Below are 19,804 nucleotides of genomic sequence, written 5' to 3'. Positions count from 1 at the left end.
AAACACTCTCAATTACTATTAACACAAAGCCCACAAGACAAAGTATACTTAGCGTAAAAAAATTTTTCTTTATTTTCCAAGGCTTCCTTCCATAATTATTCCTGCTTGAATAACATTGCCTAAAGCTGGAGAATATGGTGGAGCATAGGCTAAATCCAAATTAGATAAATCTCTATTATATTTTGCACCAAACATCATGCAAGTTGAAAATATGTCTATAGTTTTATCCACTCCATCATCTCCAATAATTTGTACTCCAAGTATTTTATCTGTGTCTTCATCTACTATCACCTTTATAAGCATTTTTCCTGATCCTGGCATAAAGAAAGGTTTACTTGGCATTTCAAAACTGTAGGATTTAAACTTTTTATTTAATCCCTTAGCCTCTCTTTCATTCATTCCAACTAATGCAACGGTCATATCAAATACCTTAAATATACCTGTGGATAATATACCTTTAAAGGTTATATCTTCTCCTGTTGCATTTTTGCCTGCTATTCTACCTGTTTTATTCGCCAGAGAACCTAATGATCTATATACATAATCATCATGAGGAAGTGAATAAACTTCTATACAATCCCCAGCTGCATATATGTGAGGAATATTGGTTTGCATTCTATCATTTACATGTATAGCTTTTGTTTTTCCTATTTCCACTCCAGCCTTTTGTGCTAAATCCGTATTTGGTCTAACTCCCATACCTAGTATAATTATATCAGTTTCAATTTCTCTTTTATCCGTTATTACCTTAGTAGCTATTTTTTCTCCTTCTATACTTGAAAGCTTTTCCCCTGTGTATACAATAACTCCCCTATCTTTTATATACTCTTCAAGTTTTAAAGCCATATCCTCATCTAATGGTCCCATAACTTGATTTTGAGCTTCCAGTACTGTTATTTCTATTCCATGTTCCTGAAGGTTTTCACATAGCTCTAAATTTATAGCTCCAGCTCCTACAAGCAGTGCCTTTTTAGTATTGTTTTTTAAGATATATTCTTTAATTTCATCTGCACTTACCACATTTCTTAAAGTAAACACATTTTCGTGCTGAAGCCACTGTTTTACTGGTACAAAGGGACTAGCACCTGTAGCTATAACAAGCTCATCATAATTGTCTTTGAATTCTGCACCAGTGTCTAAATTTTTTACTGTTATATTTTTATTTTCAGCATCTATAGCTATTACCTCATGCCTTATCTTTACATCTACATTGTATTTTTCTTTAAATCTCTCACTATCCCTTGGAACAATATACTGTCTTTCTTTTACTAATCCACCTATATAATAAGGCAAACTACATCCTGAGTAAGATATATCTTTATCTTTTTCATATATAACAATTTCTGCATTGCTGTCATTTCTTCTAGCTTGAGTTGATGCTGTAGTTCCACCTGCAACTGCACCTATTATTAAAATTCTCATATAAACGTTCTCCCTTCTATTGTAAAACCCTATACTTTATAATATATCATGTGCAGTTTAGTGAAAATGTAAACTCTTATTAATAAAAGTGTAAATTTTTAATTAAAATAAATATCCGAAAATTCCAGACTTATCCTCTCAATATTTACGTCAGTATATTTCACTTCTGATTCTTCATTATTTATATTAGCTACAGGAATTTTAATAATAAACTCGCTTCCTTTCCCTAAATTACTTTTAACTCTGATGCTTCCTTCATGTATTTCTACTAAGGATTTTACAAGTGATAGCCCTATGCCGCTTCCTTCATTATTTCTTGATAATGATTTATCAACTTGAATAAATCTTTCAAATATATTTTTTTGCTTCTCCTCTGGTATGCCTATGCCATCATCCTTTACAGAAATCACAATATGGTTGTCCTCATTTTTAATACTTACTAATATATTTCCCTCCTTGTCCGTAAACTTAATTGCATTTGAAAGCAAATTAAGAATTATTCTTTCAATTTTATCCACATCCACTGCCATTATTTTTTCCTCAACATCAGTATCAAATATTATTGAAATTTCCTTAGACTTTGCATATTCAACTACAGATAATGTTATACTTTCTATGAGGTTTACTATATCAACATTTTGCATGATTAATTTACAGTATCCCGAATCTATTTTGCTAATATCTAATATATTATTTATTAATCTTGTTAATCTATAACAATTTTGTTTCATAGTATAAATATATTTTCCTGTAGTACATTTATTTTTACATTTATGCTCATTTAAAATCATTTCAACAATTTGAATGGCACTAAATATAACATTCACAGGAGTTTTTAGTTCATGGGATATATTAGAAAAAAACTCCGTCTTAACTTTATCGTATTCCACTATTTCATTTAATTGTTTAGTCTTTTCTTCTACCCATATTTTAAGTTCTTCATTTTTCTTTTTTTCCGTTACATCTCTTACTACAATTAAAATAGCATCCTTATCTTCAAACTTGTATTTAATACAGTTACATTCCACATCTATTAAGTCACCATTTATTGTCACAAATTTTCTTTCAAGGCGTATAGTTTTATTTATTTTATTACTAGTAAGTTTACTGAATTTCTCTTGTGATATTTCATGATAATCCTTAGATAAAAATCTCCTATAATCCATGCCTATAAGCTGTTTTGGATTATCTACCCCTGCAAGTCTTGCGCCTGCCTTGTTAGAAAATATATTCTTTCCATTTTCATCCAATACATATATTGCTTCAGGCATAACATCTACAAGCCTTTTATATCTTTCTTCACTTTGCTTTAACCTTAACTCAGCTTCCTTTTGAGTTGTAATATTTCTGGCAACTATTAGTATTCCATTTCCACTTTTATCTTTATTAAAGAAAGGTACTTTTACTGTATCAAATATTTTAACACTGCCATCCTTTTGAGGTATGCTGTCCTCTTCCCTTAAAATACTTCTACTTTCCCAAGCTCGATTATGGCAATGATCAAAATAACTATAAGTTTGTTTTAGGAACTCATTTGCTTTTCCTAGCTCTTCATTTGTCTTCCCTTTATAATTTTTGTCTAATTCCAAATTTCTCATTATAGCCTCATTAGCATATATCCATCTCCCTGAAGCATCTATATAACACACTGAATCTGGAATGGAGCTTAAAATTATCTCCGCTACATTTTTAATTTCTTTTAAAGCACTTTCACTCTGCTCCCTTTTCTCTATCTCACACTTTAATTTTTCTCTTAAATGCCTAATTTCCATTTCCTTATCTATTAGTTGCTTTTTAAGCTCATCTATTTTATCTATATCCTTGCCCTCTAAATCATTTTCCCCAAAATAATCTTTCATACCTTCTCTGCCCCCTTAAAAGTATTCCAAATAAATTATACCAAAAGTTCCTAATATTGTGTATATTTATAACAAAAAAATAAGGCTATTGTGCCTTATTTTTCATAAATATGCGCTTATTACTTGATTTTTCAATTATTATGGTATATTATTCAGTTTTATTATTTAAATATACTTTAAAGGTAATGGTATCACCTTCAGAACTAGCACATATAGAGCCTTTATGAAGTTTAACAATATTTTTACATATCGCAAGTCCTAGTCCACTTCCTCCAGTAGACTCTGACCTTGATTTTTCCACCCTATAAAATCTATCAAAAATCTTATTTAGTTCATTCTTTGGAATATTATTGCCCTTATTACTTATATAAAAAACAACCTTTTTATCTTCTTCATACAAACCTACTCTTATTTCTCCTGGTTTATAGCTATATCTTATAGCATTTCCTAATAAGTTTTCAAAAACTCTTGCTATCTTTTCTCCATCTGCATAAAGCATAATATTTTCTTTTCTTATATCTTTTATTATCACTAAATTATTTTCTTCAAATACCGGAACAAATTCTTCTAAGAGCTGCTCTAATAATTCATTTAGTGATATTAGAGATATATTTAACTTTACTCCTTCTCCAGATAACTTAGTATATTCAAAGAGCTCATCTATTAACTTTTTTAGTTTAACAGATTTATTATATGCAATCCCCGAATACTCCATTAGCTGATTTTCATCACTAAATTTCTTATCCTTTATCAAATTTAAATATCCAAGTATAGATGTTAAAGGCGTTCTTAAATCATGAGAAACATTAGTAATAAGTTCGCTTTTAGTTTTCTCTAATTCTCTCTCTACTTCAATTTTATTATTTAGCTCTTCAGCCATAAAATTTATATTTTGTGCAAGTACCGTTAATTCGTCTTCTCCTATTAAAGGTACCCTTTGCTTTAAATCTCCTTTAGACATACTCATTATAGTTGTTGCTATACTTTGCAAATACTGAACCCTTTTTCCTGTAATTATAAAAAACAACCCAATAAAAAACATAACTGCCCAAAGCAGAGCTATAAATGAATTTTGCCTATTTATTTCCTTACGAGTTATATCTCCAATAGGTACACCTTTTAATATTATATAAGATACTTCTCCATCTTTAAACTGCAGTGGATAAAAAGCTATAAACTCCCCTTTATAATTTTCATAGCCTTCGGTATTCATAGATTGATTAAACTTAATAGAATTTTTCAATGCCATAGATATGTCTATGTAACTTTCTTCAGCATTAGAAGATTTATAAAGTATTTTTCCCTTTAGGTCAGATATAAGTATTTTTGTATTGTTGTTATTATGCTTATTTATTATATTTTCTATATCTTCTTTATCCTTAGAGCTTATCTGTTTATTATAAATCTCACTCACAATATAATAGGATTGATTTTGCATATCATGTATACTTCTTGAATAATCAATATCTGTGTAATAACTTCTCTTTTGAAAAAACGAATTTCCCAGGAAAAACATCATTACAGAAGCAAAAAAACATATAGCAAATACAACTATAAGCTGCCATCTTAAGTTTTGATTTACCCTTCTTTCAACTTTTCTATAAGGTTTTTTTAAAGGTCTTAACATCAATCTAATGGGTGCAGTAAAGAATCTTACCAAACCATAAAATAACCGTTTCATATCTCACCTCTAAATTATATATTTTCTACTTTGTATCCTACACCCCATACAGTCTTTATGTATTTAGGATTTCTAGAATCATCCTCTAATTTTTCTCTAAGTTTTCTTATATGCACCATAACAGTATTATCTGATTTAAAGAATTCTTCCTTCCATACTCTTTCATATATTTTTTCATTACTGAAGATTATTCCTTTATTTCTTGCTAAAAGCTCTAATATCCCAAATTCCCTTGGAGTAAGCTTTACTTCTCTTTCTCCAACTTTAACTTGATGTGTATCTACATTTATACTAAGTTCATCTATTTCTATAATATTTTCACTAATTACACTAGAAATAGAACCGTTAAACTTCTTATATCTTCTAAGCTGAGATTTTACTCTAGCTATAAGTTCTAACGGGTTAAATGGCTTTCCTATATAATCATCTGCCCCTGCGGTAAGTCCCAATATCTTATCCATATCCTCAGTTTTTGCAGATAGCATAATTATCGGCATATTCTTTTCTTCTCTTATTTTCATACAAGCTTGTATTCCGTCCATTTGAGGCATCATTATATCTAATAATATAAGGTCAACATTAGTACTATTTAATACTTCTAATGCTCTTAATCCATTTTCTGCTTTAATAACTTCATATCCTTCATTTTGAAGATATATAGCTATAAGATTTGCTATTTCTATATCATCATCTACTATCAAAACAACCTCTTTTTCCATATTTAATCTCTCCCTCAATAATTTAACATATATATTTTAATACATTTATTTAATTTAATATAGTATTATGCTCAAATTATAGCTTAACATAAAAATCTTATTATTAAAGTCTCTTAAATCTTAACAGTTTCTTAAAAATAAAAAGGCATCCTAAATCATTAGGACGCTTCTTGTTTTTCTTATTATACTGCTTATTTATCCTGCTCAGTTTCATAAGATAATAAAATAAATCTTTCATTTCCATTTTCATTTATCTTTTTTATCTTAGCTATTTTTTTACCTTTAAGTTTTATAAATTTACTATCACCTTTTTTAAGTTCTTCAAAAATGCTCTTTAAATCTTCCTCAAATCCATTAACATTATAGATACTTAACTGAGCTAAATATTCTTCATTTCCCAAATCATATAGTTTATCTGTTTTCGAAATCGTTAGTTCCCCTTTGTTTGCTAAAAACACCTTATACTTATTATCTAAAATCTCATATTTACTTGTAGATTCATGCCTTGAAGCTTGTTTACCAAAGAAATAACTTTCACTTTCTTTTACATACTTTGATTCAATAAGTGCACAACATCTTTCCTTAATAACAGTAAATTTATCAAAGGCATGCATAAAGTTATAATACACTGAGAAATTTATCATTTCTTCTTCTGTCAATTCATTTTCTTTAAAATCCTTTATGTTTGCTTCAGAAAAATAAGTAAAAAATGCATCCAAACTTTGTTGAATCTTTTCATCCATAACTACTTCTTTTTTTAAAGTAGTATTAGAAAATTTACTGCACCCATTAAGAAATAAAATTGCCACAACTAAAACCAAAAGATACTTTTTATTAAACTTCATATTTTCACTCCTACACATGCAAACTTTTATACTACTTTAAAAGTATATCATAATTATAAACTTTATTTCTTTATATTTTGTCATAATAATATATTTCTCGAAGTGAAAAAAGCTTTCTATAAACTTTAATTAATGAGGTGATACTAATTTTAGTCCAACAATCCCAACTACTATAAATCCAATACAAACTAATCGAGTGATGTCTATCGGTTCTTTAAACAATATTACTCCTAAAATCACAGTTCCAACGGTACCAATTCCAGTCCAAACTGCATATGCAGTTCCTAATGGAAGGTTTTTCAATGCTAATGATAAAAAGTATAAACTTGCTGCCATTCCTACTGCTGTGAATAAACTTGGCACTAATTTTGTAAATCCATGTGAATACTTCAGCCCTATGGCCCACCATACTTCAAAAACTCCTGCTATTACTAAAAAAATCCACTGCATAACTTTCCCCCTTAATAATTACTTATCAGTATAAAAATATTTATTCGCAAATACATTGCTAGCTCTCTTAAAAATCACTAAAATAAAAAAGCCAACGTAGATATTTGAAATACCTCCCAGGCTTTTATCCTTCCGTGTATACAGTTAAACTGTACGTTTTATCTCGGACCAGACCAGCTCTATTTTAAAGTTGCGGAACCCTATAAAACTTTTAAAATGTATGTACTTATATATCTTAATATAACAAATTTTTGTAATACAGTCAATTAATTCATTGGTATTTTCCTCTTATCATTCTTATACTATTACTATTTATTCTGTCTTCATCTGGTAAAGAGTCAATATTTAGCACTAACTGACTATCATCTTTTTCTATTACTGAATTTTATATGAACTAAACGTAAATGTTAAAGTTAATAAAATTTATATAAAAATGAGCTGTCACACAAAGAATACAAACTACAATATATTGTATTAGATTTTTGAATCCTAAAACAATATATTGCGGTTTAATTTCTTAATGCGACAGCTCCAATAATCATTTTAAATTGTTTCTTTTTGGGTAACATTCTTAATAGCATTCTTGGATAATAAAAAAGTAGTTATTAACCCTAAAAATGCTATAACAGCTGCAGCTATAAACATCTGCGCATATCCTTCATTAAGAGTTAGCTGAAATACAGATTCTATTTGAGCTCTCATAGCTTCAATACCATTAACAATTTGGGATTGTGCTTGAGGTGGAACTACCTGCTTTAATACATTCTTTAAGCTATCAACTATTGTTGTAACATCTGCATTTTGAAGTCCTTGAAATAACTTAGCATTTTGTCCCCCGGCATTTGCTGATGCAGCCATGCTTCCACTCTTTGGCATCATATTACCTAAGACTTTCATCAAATTTCCTTGAAGATTACTTGCAGCATTTACTATAAACCCTATCATTATACTTGGTGAAATGGTTACACCTATTGAACGTATTAGAGACATTGTTGCAAGGGCAGTAGCGCCTTCTCTTTCAGGTACAGCCTGAAGAATAAGGTAGTTAAGGGGAGCACCTAAAGTAAATCCAACACCAAATCCCATAAGTGCAAGTCCTATTAATATACTAATAAAACTTAAACTCTTTGCAGCAACAATTCCTAAAAATAAAGTTCCAATAATATTGAAGCTAAAACCTAATATAAGAACAAAACGAGCGCCTTTCTTATCTATGAGTTTTCCACTTAAAGGAGCTGAAATTCCTGAAAAAACAGCAAGAAGCGTTACAAGATATCCTCCATTTCCTGCTTTTATTTTTAAAGTATTTTCAGCAAACTGAGGAACAAATACCATTCCCATCATACCTATACCAACAATAAATGCAAGAATTAGTATTGTAAGTATCTGTTTGCTTTTAAAGTATTTAAGATTAAGTACAGGATCTTCTGTACGCCTTTCAATGAATATTAATATTGGTAATAATATTGCAAAAGCTATTAGATATGGATATACTGAAGTACTTTTAATGCTTTCTCCTAAATTAAAGAAATTAATGTTTGTCAGTGCATACATTAAAGTTCCAATTACACCAGCAATTACAATAGAACCTGCTATATCCATAGCTTTTTTATTATCAGCTTTTGTATTTTCCATTACCCTGCTTAATAATATTATAAACAAGCTTATAGGAACATTAATAAAGAATATAAATCCCCACTGATCATTACCAAAAATATTAAGTATAGCACTTCCAATGGTAGGGCCTAGTATATTTGCTACTCCATAAATTGCACCTACAAGACCTAATGCTGTACCACGTTTTTCTTCAGGGAAGCTTTGACCAATATAAGCATTAGCTATAGGTATAATACCACCTGCTCCCACAGCTTGAATCCCCCTAGCCACAAGGAAAAAAGTAAAATTGCCATAAAAATTAGCTAAACCACAAAGAAGTGATCCTATACCAAATACTGCAATGCCTGACACATAAATAATTTTATATCCATATCTGTCTGCAAGCTTACTCACTATTGGCATTGCAACTGCGTAAATAAGAGTATAGAGTGTAATCATCCATGTACCAATACTTCGTTCGACTCCAAAACTCTTTTGAATAAGTTCTCTTGCAGGAGAAACTATTCCACTATCAATAGCTCCCATAAATATTCCTAGAAGAAATAATACTAATACTAATGTTGAATTTTTCTTATTCATATTTACCCTCCTTATAAATTTTCTTTATATGAACATCGTTCATATAAGTTCATAAAAAAACATGTTTTAATAATAGAATATTCGATATAATAACCTACTATTAAATACATGATTTATTTTAGTAACTTTTTTAATACTCTTTCAAAAGAATCATAATCAAATTCTTTCATATGTGATATCATAACCATATTTAAAATTATAAACTTTGCAATATCACAGGCTTCTGTTTTTTCTACTATACTGCTAGGAAAATGATTTATGAGCATAGTTTCTACCTTTTGTATTAGCTTCTCAGTAAATACCTTTTTTCTTTCAAGACCCTCTTGTTTAGAATTTTTTATTCTATCCGAATTTATTCTTGATAGCATTTCCATAAACAAATTAACAAAGTTCTCAAGCTCATTATACATAAGCTTAAACTTTGCATATATATCTTCTTCCTTGCTATCAATATTATCAACTACCACAAGATAATCGTTCCAGAATTCCTCCATTAAGTTGTAAATGATAGCCTTCTTATCCGGAAAATAATTATAAACGGTACCTAAACCAATGCCACATTCTTTAGAGATATTTCTCATAGTAAGTCCATCATATCCTGTTTCATCTAGTATTCTTTTTGCAGTATCTAAAATTATAGCACGTGGATTTTCAATTATCTTTGGCATGAAGTATCATCCTTTCTGAACACTGTTCATTATATGACATATTTCTTAGTCTGTCAATGAAATATTAAATATTTGATGCGGTTTTCAAGCAAGCTAGATATAGATACCTTTAAACTATATAGCTGCTCAGAGTTTGGAGAAGCATTGGAGTTATTTAAATCTACAAAAGTTATTTTACTAAAATTTACTTAAAAATGATATAATAAACTTTGTATGAAATTATCAGTAAGGAGGCGTTAAGCATGATTAATTTTAGCTATGACAATGCTACTAAAATTATTTTTGGTAAAGATACAGAAAATGAAGTTGGAAATGAAACTGAAAAATATGGTAGAAAAGTTTTACTTCACTACGGTGGTGGAAGCATAAAAAAATCTGGTCTTTATGATAGAGTAATTAAATCTTTAAAGGATGCAGGCATAGAAATATTTGAACTTGGAGGAGTTAAGCCAAATCCTAGATTAAGCTTAGTTTATGAAGGAATAGATATTTGTCGTAAAAATAATATAGACTTTATTTTAGCTGTAGGCGGCGGAAGTGTTATTGACTCTGCTAAGGCTATTGGAATAGGTGTAACTTATAATGGAGATGTATGGGACTTTTACACAGGAAAAACTTCAGTAAATGCTACTATTCCTGTGGGAGTAATTTTAACTATACCTGCAGCTGGAAGTGAATCTAGTACTGGTTCTGTTATAACAAATGAAGATGGCTGGTACAAAAGAGCTGTTGGAAGCGACCTTATGAGACCAGTATTTGCAATAATGAATCCTGAGCTTACTTATACTCTCCCACCATATCAAACTGCTGCTGGTGCTGCAGATATGATGGCACATATATTTGAAAGATATTTTACAAATGAACCTAATGTGGATTTAACAGATAGGTTAAGTGAAGGTACTCTTAGAACTATAATTAAAAATGTACCTATAGTTCTACAAGAGCCTGAAAATTACGAGGCTCGTGCTGAAATCATGTGGGCAGGAACTATTGCACATAACGGAATACTTGGAACAGGAAGAACTGAAGACTGGGGAACCCATGATATGGAGCATGAGATAAGCGGAATTTACGATATAACTCATGGTGCTGGTCTTGCAATACTCTTCCCTGCTTGGATGAAATATGTATGTAAGCAGGACGTAAATAGATTTGCTCAATTTGCAAACAGAGTATGGGATGTGGAAATTGATATAAATAATCTTGAAAAGACTGCACTTGAAGGAATTGAAAGAACTAAAGATTTCTTTAAGAAAATAGGAATGCCCGTTTCTCTAACTGAAGCTAATGTACCTTCAGATAGATTTGAAGAAATGGCCTCAAAAGGAACAGAAAATGGCCCACTTGGAAACTTTGTAAAACTTCATAAAGAAGACATTGTAAATATATTTAACTTAGCATTATAAAAAAGTGCCACCCACATGGCAAGTGGCAAGTTGAAAAATACCTATCTCAAATTTTATTCTGAGGTAGGTATTTTTTAATGTGCTAATGTCTAAAATCTCATTTGATACTTAGGTGGCACTTTCTATTGCTCTTACCACCATATCATGGTCTTCTTCTTCAGTTAATCCTGATACAGTTATGGTTCCAACTACTCCTACATTTTTTATTATTATAGGAAATGCTCCTCCATATGGACAGTAGTCAAAGGAACTTATATGATACTTTTCCTCTATAGATTTTTCTTCATGCTTTAAAAGCGCTTGTATATATAATGAGCTTTTAAAAAATCTATTTACTACTCTATTCTTTTTTGCTACCCACTGATCATTATCTGGGGAAGTACCATCAAAGGAATAGTGAAATAATTGATGACCATTTTTTGTTATATCTATAGTGATTACTTTGTTTTCTTTCTTTGCATTTTCTATTATAGTTAAACCTATTTTAAGAGCAGTTTCACTAGTAAACTCAGAAAATACTAGTCTGCTTTCCTGTTCATCTATAACCTCTAATATTTTTTTATAATCTTTCATAATTTAAAACTCCTAAGTTAATTTAATATGCTACTTAATTTCTTCAAATGTCTTATCTTTAGCAGATTTATAAATTGCTGAAGCTATCTTCACCACGTTTAGTCCATCTTCACCTGCAACTAGGATTTCTTTATTATTTATAACTGCATTTGAAAAAGCTTCAACTTCCTTTGTATATCTATCAACAGGCTCTACTGATAATTCTTCTGAAGAGTAATCTGCAAAGTCTGTTAATCCATTTTCTCCTGCAAGTTTTATAACAACTCTTCCTACATCTTCTCTTCCTATAGTATCATAACAAACTATAGAGCCCTTAGTTCCATAAATTTCCATAGTATTGTTTGATATACTGTTTGGAATATTGAAATGAAAGTTAAATGCTCCAAATACCCCATTTTCCATTTCACACATTATTTGTGCAGAATCTTCAACTTCATAGCTAAAAGTCTTTGTTCCAATCATAGCAGCTACAGTTTTAATTTTAGTTCCAAGTAAGTACTGTATTAAGTCAATACAATGACTTCCTAAATCTACTACTGTTCCACCACCGCTAAGTTTTGGGTCAAGTCTCCAAACATTATCATCTGGATACCACCAGCTGTATTGTATTCTTGTATTAATAACATCACCAATTATTTTTTCTTCTAATAGTCTTTTAACTTTTACATGGTAATCTCCAAATCTCATCATAAATGCAAGACCTAATTTAACACCATTTTCTTTGCAAACCTGAATCATTTCTTCACATTCTTCTGGATTTAGTCCCATAGGTTTTTCAAGAAAAATATGTTTCTTAGCCTTTGCAGACTTAATAACGCTATCCTTATGATCAAAAACAGGAGTTGCTATATATACCACATCAACTTCCTCATCCTGTAATAAATCATCTATATTTGAATAAGCCTTTTTTACATTATACTTTTGTCTAATTTTCTCAGCCTTCTCCATAGTTCTGCTCATTACAGCCACAACTTCAGAGTTATTTGACTTTAATATTCCAGGTATGGTACATTCGTCAGATATACCACTTGCACCAATAATGCCCCATCTTAGTTTCATTTAAATTTCTCCTTTGTGCTTAAATATTTAAGTTTTATTTCTTAAAATAATTTCTATTGAAAACTATATAGTTAATTTATTATATTTCTTTAAGAACTCAGTAAGCTTAGTAATTATCTTGTTGACGCCGCCTTCTTCATCTGACTCTATATTTAACGGCATAACAGGCTCGTGAAGAGATAATCTTAATAAAAACCATCCATTACCATTTTCCCTATCACAATTTACCCTTACACCTTCATAATTGTTAGGCTCTATACTCCATCCTGAAACCTGATTAATATATTCCTTTAAATCTTCTAAAACAGACAATCCATAGTTTTTAAAGTCCTCAGAGTTAATCTTAATTCTCTTTTCTATGCTTTCATAAGGCACTTCAAGGTCTGCAATTAAATCTGATAGTGTTTTCCCACCTTCATTTCTAAGTTTCGCCATTTTTATAAGTATTTTAGCCACTAAATATGCTCCATCATCTAAGAAGTAATTTTCTTTTAATGCAGCGTGACCAGAGGTTTCAATGGCAAGATGAGATTCTTTACCTTCTTTATTAAATCTTATGGCTTCATTGATAACATTTTTATATCCTCTTTTGAATCTATGATGAAGTCCGCCTCTAGCTTCTATGAACTTTTTAACACCATTGCTTGTGACAGAATCTGTAACTACTATAGAACCTGGATGCTCTTCAAGGACAATTGCAGAGGATAATGCAATAATTAAATTTCTATTTATTTCGCTACCTTTATTATCAACTATAGCTGCTCTATCCACATCTGTATCAAAAATAATTCCAAGATCAGCACCATTTTTTAATGTAGCTTCTCTAATAGCTTCCATTGCCTGCTTATTTTCTGGATTTGGTATGTGATTTGGAAAAGTTCCATCGGGCTCAAGAAATTGACTTCCTGAAATATCTGCTCCCAGTTTGCTTAAAATTCTTTCTGCAAAGAATCCTCCCACTCCATTACCTGCATCAACTACTATTTTAAAACCTTCAAGTGGTTTTAATTTGTTTTTATTATCATTTATACCATCAGTTATTTTGTTTCTTAAAAACTGACTGTAAACTTCCATAAAATCAACAGTTATAACTTCCCCACTTAAGCTAGCTTGTGGAAAATCGCCCTGCTCTGCTATTTCAAGTAATTCAGTAACATCTCTGCTTTCAAATCCGCCTTTATCTGTAAAAAATTTAAATCCATTATAGTAATATGGCAGATGACTTGCTGTGATTTCTATAGCTCCATCAAATTTATATCCTTCAATCACTGTGCTCATGAACATTGCAGGAGTTGAACACATGCCTAAGTCATATACAGTACATCCTAAAGCCTTAATTTCTGTCATTAATATTTCTTTTAGTTTTTCGCTAGTTATTCTAGAATCCATTCCTATTGATAGCTTTAATTCCTTTAAGTTTTTATTTTTCTTTTTAGATATTAAAACTACAAATGCTTTTGCAATGCTTTTAACCATTTCTTCTGTAAGATTTACAGGTCTATCCTCATTTTTAACTGCCACTCCCCTAATATCCGTGCCGTTTTTCACATTAAGCCATATATTATCCATATAATAATCACTCCTATACTTTAAATATGCAACTTGCCACTTGCCACGTGGGTGGCACTGGTTTCCCTTTATTTTACTACATATTATCTGAAATAAAAACTCACATTTACCAATGTGAGTTTTTATTTGGCTTAATTAACTTTTCCTATTTGTCTTTCTTTTATAAATTCCTCAACTTCTAAGGAATTAGGGAGTGATGGCTGAGCACCCATTTTAGTAACTGTTATAGCACCTACTGCACATGCATATTCTAAAGCCCTAGAATGTTCTACTCCATGAGATAAGGAATATGCAAATGCACCTATAAATGAATCTCCAGCAGCTGTTGTATCAACTGGCTTAACTTTGAAGGATTCCTTAAATATTTCTTCCTTATCATTTATAAGTAATACTCCTTTAGATCCTAGAGTGATTATAACATTTTTACAACCTAAATCTAAAAGTTTTCTACCTGCCTCTCTAGCAGTTTCAATGGTATTTACTTCAATGCCAGTAAGCAAAGCTGCTTCAGTTTCATTAGGAACTATATAGTCAACTAACTTTATATACTCTTCTCTTAACTTTACAGCTGGTGCTGGATTTAAAATTATTGTTTTATTATGTTTATGTGCAAGTTCAATGGATTTATATACAGTATCAAAAGGAATTTCAAGCTGAAGCATTATTATATCTGAACTCTTTATTTGCTCTTCAATATTTTTAACATCTTCAGGAGTTACTTTATGATTCGTACCTGGAATAACTATTATCCTATTGTTTCCATTTGCCTCTAAAGTTATATGTCCAACTCCGGAGCTTTCATTTTCATCAAATAATATATGCTCATAATTTACACCTTCTCTTTTTAAGGTTTCTATATGAGCTTCTCCAAAGCTATCACGTCCTAGCTTTCCAAACATTGTAACATCTGCACCAAGTCTTGCTGCAGCTACTGCTTGATTAGCTCCCTTTCCTCCTGTAAACTGCTGAAATGAAGTTCCTATAATAGTTTCACCTTCCATTGGTGCTCTTGGAGTTAGAGCCACCAAATCCATGGTAAAACTTCCTATTACTAATATCTTTTTCACACTACTTCTCCCCTTTTTCGAGGTTTTTCATTTCTTCAAATAATTGCTTTCCAAGACTTCCACCTGGATGATATACCCCAAAGTTTTCTCTCTTAAATCCTTTAAGCTGAGAAAGTGTTATTGCAATTGCATCTCCGAGTACTAAAGCTACTGTAGAGCTGCTTGTTGGAGCAAGGTTTAACGGATCAGCTTCATGAGAAATCTTTGCCTCAAGAGGTACATCACTTTCCTTTGCAAGGGTAGATTCTTTGTTTCCTGTAATAGATATTAATTTAGCACCGATATACTTTATAGATGGAAGTATAGACAGTACTTCTTTTGTTTCTCCGCTATTTGATATAGCAATAACCACATCTCTTTCTTCTATCATTCCAAGATCTCCATGAAGAGCTTCTGTTGAATGTACAAAGAAAGTTGGGGTTCCTGTACTTGCAAAGGTTGCTGCAAGTTTTTTACCTATATGTCCTGATTTACCTACTCCTGTAAAAACAACTTTACCAGTACAATTTTGAATTAATTCTACTGCCTTCACATGAGCTTCATCTAAATTTTCGTAAACCTTTTTTATTGCCTCTATTTCTTCTTCCATAACTTTTTTTATTGTAGATAATATATCTTGATTCATAAAAACCAATCCCCTCCCTACTTCATAGTTAAATAAGGATAATAAGGACTTATTAAGTCCTTATTATCTTATTAACTTATTATTTATTTGTTTCTGGATATAAAACTTTTTTAACTTCTGGATCATTCATGTTTTCTTTTGTAACTATTGTAACACCTGTATCTATTCTCTTTTCAACCGTCTTTCCTTCCATAAGAGCTAAAACATTTTTAACTCCTTCTTCTCCCATTTTGAAAGGATTTTGTACTATAAGAGCTGTTATTGAACCATCTTCAAGACCTTTGATTTCATCTGGGTCAGCATCGAAAGCTACAACTTTTACCTTACCAGCGACGCCTTTTCCTTTAAGAGCTTGTGCAACCCCTAGTGCTGAACGGTTGTTAGCCGCAAAAATTGCTTTTACATCTGGGTTAGCAGTTAAAATATCTTCAGTTATAGCCATTGCTTTTGCCTTGTCACTTTGTGAATACTGTGTTTGTAATAATTGTATTCCTTTATGTTTAGCCATTCCATCTCTAAATCCCTTTTCTCTTTGAACAGCTGTTGAAACTCCTGGTACAAAGTTTACTATTCCAACCTTACCTGATTCTCCAATAAGTTTTGCAAGCACATCAGCACCTTGAGCTGCTGCAGCTTCGTTATCCGTTGCTATAAAGCTTGCTATTTTAGAAGAATCTGCCCCTGAGTCAACAGTTACTAGAGGAATTTTTGCATCTATTGCTTTTTCAGCTGGCTGAATAAGTGCTTTTGTATCACTTGCTGCAAGTACTATTCCATCAACCTTTTGATTTATAGCATCTTCAACTATATTTATTTGTCCTTGAATATCCTGTTCTGTAGCAGGTCCCTTAAATATTATATCTACCCCTGCTTCCTTAGCAGCCTTTTCTGCTCCAGCTTTTACAGTAAGCCAGTATTCTGAGTCTGTTGATTTAACTATTAATGCAATAGTTTTCTTTCCGGACTTAGTGCCTGTTTCTGATTTTTGTCCACATCCAGCAAAAGCGCCTAATGCTAATACAACTGACATTGATAATAATGCTAATCTTTTCTTTAACATAAAATACCCTCCTAAAGTTCATTAATTTTTTATATTTTTAATTTTAAAATCTAGCTTAACTTATTTTTTTATTTTTTAACTTATCTCCATAAACTGCAGCTATAATTATAGCTCCTATGATTATTTGCTGCCAAAATGCTGAAACATTTAAAAGATTAAGTCCGTTTCTAAGTACTCCCATTATTAAAGCACCTATTATAGCACCAGATATGCTTCCTTCTCCACCTGCAAGACTTGCTCCCCCAATAACGGTTGCAGCTATAGCATCTAGTTCATAACCAGTACCTGCTGTTGGCTGAGCTGATATAAGTCTTGATGTAAGCAGTATTCCTGCAATTCCTGAAAGTAATCCGCTAAGTCCATAAATTGTTATTTTAATTCTATCTGTGTTTATACCTGAAAGCTTTGTAGCTTCTTCATTGCTTCCTATAGCATAGGTATATCTTCCTAAAAGTGTTTTTCTTAGTATGAAAGCAAAAATTACTGCAAGCACAATCATTATTATTGCTGGAACTGGAATAACTCCAAAAACCTTTCCAGCACCTATAGTCTGAAATGAGTTTGGTAGTCCTGAAACAGGAAGTCCTTCTGTAATAACTAATGCTGCACCTCTAACAATACTCATCATACCAAGTGTTACTATAAACTCTGGAATATGTCCTTTAGTAATTACAAATCCACTTATAACACCACAAGCTGTACTTATTAGCACCCCAAGTATACAAGCTAAAAGTACACTCATACCACCTGTCATAAATGTAGCAGCAGCAACCCCTGCTATTGCAACTAAGGATCCTACTGAAAGGTCTATACCAGATGTTATTATTACTAAAGTTTCACCTATAGCTATAACTGCAATAACAGCTGTCTGTAAAAGTATTGTCATAAGATTATTTGTTGTCATAAATACAGGTTTCATTATTGATATAGCTATCATAAGTACTACTAAAATTAAAATTGTACTGAATTTTTGTATAAATTCGCTTTTTTTAGACTTGTTATTTTTCTGCGCGGTTAATTCTGCCATGTTTTCCCCTCCTACTACTTTGCTATTGCATATTTCATTATTTTTTCTTCTACGCCTTTTTTGTCTTGAACATCTTTTTCAACTGTGCCTGTAACCCTTCCATTATTCATAACAACTACTCTATCTGAAAGTCCTATGATTTCAGGCATTTCCGAAGATATAACAATTATTGCATGTCCATTTTTCGCCAAATCCTTTATTAATTTATATATCTCAGCTTTAGAACCAATATCTATACCTCTTGTTGGTTCATCAAATATATAAACTTTACTATCTCTTTGAAGCCATTTAGCTATTGCAACCTTCTGTTGGTTTCCACCACTTAAATTTTTTACCTTTTGAAAAACATTTGGAGTCTTTATTGATAAGCTTTTTACAAATCTATTAGCCGCTTCTTTTTCTTCATTTTCATTAATTATTCCACTGCTAGAAACCTTGTCCATACTTGATAAATTAATATTTTGAGCTACACTAAATCCAACTACCACTCCAAGATTTCTTCTGTCCTCACTTACATAAGCTATTCCTGCATTAACTGCATCCTTTGGCTGCTTAATTTTTACTTCTTTGTTTTCAATGTATACCTTACCGGATTTTATCTTGTCATATCCAACTACAGCCATTGCAGTTTCAGTTCTTCCGCTACCCATAAGACCATATAATCCAACTATTTCTCCTGCTCTAACTTCAAATGAAACATCTCTAACCTTATCAGAAGTTATATTTTCGATTTTAAATGCAACCTCTCCCTTTTCAACATATTCATTACTGAATCTATCTCCAAGATCTCTTCCTATCATTAGTTTTACTAATTCATCTTCTGTTGTAGTTTTAAAATCTACAGTCTTTACGTATTCTCCATCTCTCATTATTGTAATTCTATCAACAATATACTTAAACTCTTCAAGCTTATGAGAAATATAAACTATTGCAACTCCTTGTTTCTTTAACTTATTTACAATTTGAAATAGCTTTTCACACTCTTTATCAGTTAAAGATGAAGTAGGTTCATCCATAACTATTATCTTTGCATCAAAGGAAACTGATTTTGCAATTTCAATCATCTGCTTTTGTCCAATACTTAAGTTCTTTACTAATTCATTTGGTTTTACATCTATATCAAGTTCTTTTAATATTTCTTGAGTTTTCTTATTCATTGTCTTATAATCCACAACTTTAAGCTGTTTACTTTGTAAGTATTCATTTCCAATAAAAATATTTTCAGCTACTGTTAAGTGATCTATTAAATTTAACTCCTGAAATATTATTGATATTCCTTTTGCCTTAGCATCTTTAACTCCACTTATTTCTGTTTCTTTGCCCTCTAAATATATCTTTCCTGAATCCTTTGTGTAAACTCCACCTAAAATCTTCATTAATGTAGATTTACCAGCACCATTTTCTCCTAGAAGAACGTGTACTTCCCCTTTTCTTAGTTCCAAGCTTGCATTTTTTAAAGCCTTTACTCCTGGAAAACTTTTATCTATGTTTTCCATTAAAAGCACTACATTTGAATCCATAAACTCACCTCTTTAAAGTATAGTAAACCATTACTATAAATGAATGCTTATCCTATTA

The 19,804-nt window shown here is 31.1% G+C and carries 17 protein-coding genes and 1 riboswitch; of the genes, 1 reads left to right on the top strand and 16 read right to left on the bottom strand.

All coding sequences use genetic code 11. From position 1 onward, the window contains the following. Positions 1 to 69: 69 nt before the first annotated feature. From DP68_RS12365 to DP68_RS12330, 8 genes are all read right to left on the bottom strand, one after another. The gene (locus DP68_RS12365) at positions 70 to 1,422 is read right to left on the bottom strand and encodes an FAD-dependent oxidoreductase (protein WP_035310044.1); all 1,353 of its coding nucleotides are present in this window, start codon (positions 1,420 to 1,422) and stop codon (positions 70 to 72) included. 98 nt (positions 1,423 to 1,520) lie between these two features. Then, on the bottom strand, positions 1,521 to 3,281 hold the full coding sequence (locus DP68_RS12360; RefSeq protein ID WP_052085785.1) for a PAS domain-containing sensor histidine kinase: 1,761 nt from the start codon (positions 3,279 to 3,281) through the stop codon (positions 1,521 to 1,523). Positions 3,282 to 3,429: 148 nt separating this feature from the next. Continuing rightward, positions 3,430 to 4,962 (bottom strand): HAMP domain-containing sensor histidine kinase, encoded by a 1,533-nt coding sequence (locus DP68_RS12355; RefSeq protein WP_052085784.1) that lies wholly within the window; start codon positions 4,960 to 4,962, stop codon positions 3,430 to 3,432. 14 nt (positions 4,963 to 4,976) lie between these two features. Further along, positions 4,977 to 5,681: a response regulator transcription factor gene (locus DP68_RS12350; RefSeq protein ID WP_035309930.1), complete on the bottom strand. Its 705-nt coding sequence runs from the start codon at positions 5,679 to 5,681 to the stop codon at positions 4,977 to 4,979. Positions 5,682 to 5,872: 191 nt separating this feature from the next. Then, on the bottom strand, positions 5,873 to 6,526 hold the full coding sequence (locus DP68_RS12345; RefSeq protein ID WP_035309928.1) for a hypothetical protein: 654 nt from the start codon (positions 6,524 to 6,526) through the stop codon (positions 5,873 to 5,875). Positions 6,527 to 6,655: 129 nt separating this feature from the next. Further along, the gene (gene sugE / locus DP68_RS12340) at positions 6,656 to 6,976 is read right to left on the bottom strand and encodes a quaternary ammonium compound efflux SMR transporter SugE (RefSeq protein ID WP_035309926.1); all 321 of its coding nucleotides are present in this window, start codon (positions 6,974 to 6,976) and stop codon (positions 6,656 to 6,658) included. A 111-nt stretch (positions 6,977 to 7,087) separates the two neighbouring features. Next, a riboswitch (guanidine-I (ykkC/yxkD leader) is annotated at positions 7,088 to 7,191 on the bottom strand. Between the two features lie 328 nt (positions 7,192 to 7,519). After that, a complete protein-coding gene (locus DP68_RS12335; RefSeq protein ID WP_035309920.1) occupies positions 7,520 to 9,172 on the bottom strand; it encodes an MFS transporter in 1,653 nt (550 codons plus the stop codon). A 113-nt stretch (positions 9,173 to 9,285) separates the two neighbouring features. Continuing rightward, complete coding sequence (locus tag DP68_RS12330; protein ID WP_035309918.1) at positions 9,286 to 9,840, bottom strand: TetR/AcrR family transcriptional regulator; 555 nt, start codon at positions 9,838 to 9,840, stop codon at positions 9,286 to 9,288. A 242-nt stretch (positions 9,841 to 10,082) separates the two neighbouring features. Here DP68_RS12330 and DP68_RS12325 point away from each other — a divergent pair, with 242 nt between their 5' ends. After that, a complete protein-coding gene (locus DP68_RS12325) occupies positions 10,083 to 11,246 on the top strand; it encodes an iron-containing alcohol dehydrogenase (protein ID WP_035309916.1) in 1,164 nt (387 codons plus the stop codon). A 108-nt stretch (positions 11,247 to 11,354) separates the two neighbouring features. On the opposite strand, the gene DP68_RS12320 is transcribed toward DP68_RS12325, so the two are convergent. The 8 genes from DP68_RS12320 to DP68_RS12285 all read right to left on the bottom strand — a co-directional run bounded on the left by DP68_RS12320 (position 11,355) and on the right by DP68_RS12285 (position 19,746). Then, a complete protein-coding gene (locus DP68_RS12320; protein WP_035309914.1) occupies positions 11,355 to 11,819 on the bottom strand; it encodes a heme-degrading domain-containing protein in 465 nt (154 codons plus the stop codon). Positions 11,820 to 11,849: 30 nt separating this feature from the next. Then, positions 11,850 to 12,878: a Gfo/Idh/MocA family oxidoreductase gene (locus DP68_RS18975; protein WP_052085783.1), complete on the bottom strand. Its 1,029-nt coding sequence runs from the start codon at positions 12,876 to 12,878 to the stop codon at positions 11,850 to 11,852. A 63-nt stretch (positions 12,879 to 12,941) separates the two neighbouring features. Beyond that, the gene (locus tag DP68_RS12310) at positions 12,942 to 14,447 is read right to left on the bottom strand and encodes a phosphoglucomutase (protein WP_035309912.1); all 1,506 of its coding nucleotides are present in this window, start codon (positions 14,445 to 14,447) and stop codon (positions 12,942 to 12,944) included. Positions 14,448 to 14,578: 131 nt separating this feature from the next. Further along, complete coding sequence (rbsK, locus tag DP68_RS12305) at positions 14,579 to 15,514, bottom strand: ribokinase (RefSeq protein ID WP_035309911.1); 936 nt, start codon at positions 15,512 to 15,514, stop codon at positions 14,579 to 14,581. Position 15,515: 1 nt separating this feature from the next. Next, a complete protein-coding gene (locus tag DP68_RS12300) occupies positions 15,516 to 16,139 on the bottom strand; it encodes an SIS domain-containing protein (protein ID WP_035309909.1) in 624 nt (207 codons plus the stop codon). Between the two features lie 79 nt (positions 16,140 to 16,218). Continuing rightward, positions 16,219 to 17,199 (bottom strand): ABC transporter substrate-binding protein, encoded by a 981-nt coding sequence (locus DP68_RS12295; protein ID WP_035309907.1) that lies wholly within the window; start codon positions 17,197 to 17,199, stop codon positions 16,219 to 16,221. A gap of 55 nt (positions 17,200 to 17,254) precedes the next feature. Beyond that, on the bottom strand, positions 17,255 to 18,226 hold the full coding sequence (locus DP68_RS12290; protein WP_035309905.1) for a ribose ABC transporter permease: 972 nt from the start codon (positions 18,224 to 18,226) through the stop codon (positions 17,255 to 17,257). Positions 18,227 to 18,240: 14 nt separating this feature from the next. After that, the gene (locus DP68_RS12285; RefSeq protein WP_035309904.1) at positions 18,241 to 19,746 is read right to left on the bottom strand and encodes a sugar ABC transporter ATP-binding protein; all 1,506 of its coding nucleotides are present in this window, start codon (positions 19,744 to 19,746) and stop codon (positions 18,241 to 18,243) included. Positions 19,747 to 19,804 lie beyond the last annotated feature (58 nt).

This window comes from Clostridium sp. HMP27 (assembly GCF_000765165.1).
Classification (GTDB): domain Bacteria; phylum Bacillota; class Clostridia; order Clostridiales; family Clostridiaceae; genus Clostridium_AK.
Note: the sequence above shows the minus strand (reverse complement) of the source record. Positions and strands in the feature narration are given on the sequence as shown.